Source organism: Catenovulum agarivorans YM01 (assembly GCF_000281085.1).
Classification (GTDB): domain Bacteria; phylum Pseudomonadota; class Gammaproteobacteria; order Enterobacterales; family Alteromonadaceae; genus Catenovulum; species Catenovulum agarivorans.
The window spans coordinates 1-553 of record NZ_AJWM01000139.1 but is presented as its reverse complement, the minus strand read 5'-3'; the positions used below and the strand labels follow the sequence as shown (position 1 = coordinate 553).

The window sequence follows — 553 nt, the reverse complement described above, 5'->3', positions numbered from 1 at the left end:
TAGATTTATGTAAATGTTTTAATTCCTTTTAATGTTATTGTTATGGTGCTGATAGCACAGGAGGTTAAGATGTTTTTAAACCTCCTTAATATGTGTAACTTTAGGTACAGTACCTTCATTGATTTCTGATGGAGATAATATTTTATGAAGAATAACCCCCGCTGCAATAGTACATATGATCATAATAAAACAGTAGAGAGGTATATTATTTTGCCAATTGTTACGATCATAGGAATACCACTTGGTTTTGTGGTAGCTGATTTTTACTGGAGGATTTTCCAAGCGTTTTAATGCGTTTTCCACTTCCTTAGGTGTAACCGAACTCGGACTATTTTCTAGTCGTTTTGACTCATATGCTAGAAAATAATTCAGAAGATCAAGTCGTTCCGTTTCGGTGATGTGAGGGTTAGATGCCTTAGATAAGTTTGCTCTAAATGTTTTAGTGTGGAAATCGTAATCAGGCATTTGGTTAAAAATCCTTGTTTAAATAAAAGGTTAGAGTTTTAGAAGATTAATACCTTTTCAACAAAATAAATAGTTTTAAATGTAAGAA

At 32.2% G+C, this 553-nt stretch carries 1 protein-coding gene; it reads right to left on the bottom strand.

From position 1 onward, the window contains the following. Window positions 1–75: 75 nt before the first annotated feature. The gene (locus tag WSC_RS0102695) at window positions 76–465 is read right to left on the bottom strand and encodes a hypothetical protein (protein ID WP_016954362.1); all 390 of its coding nucleotides are present in this window, start codon (window positions 463–465) and stop codon (window positions 76–78) included. Window positions 466–553: the final 88 nt, after the last annotated feature.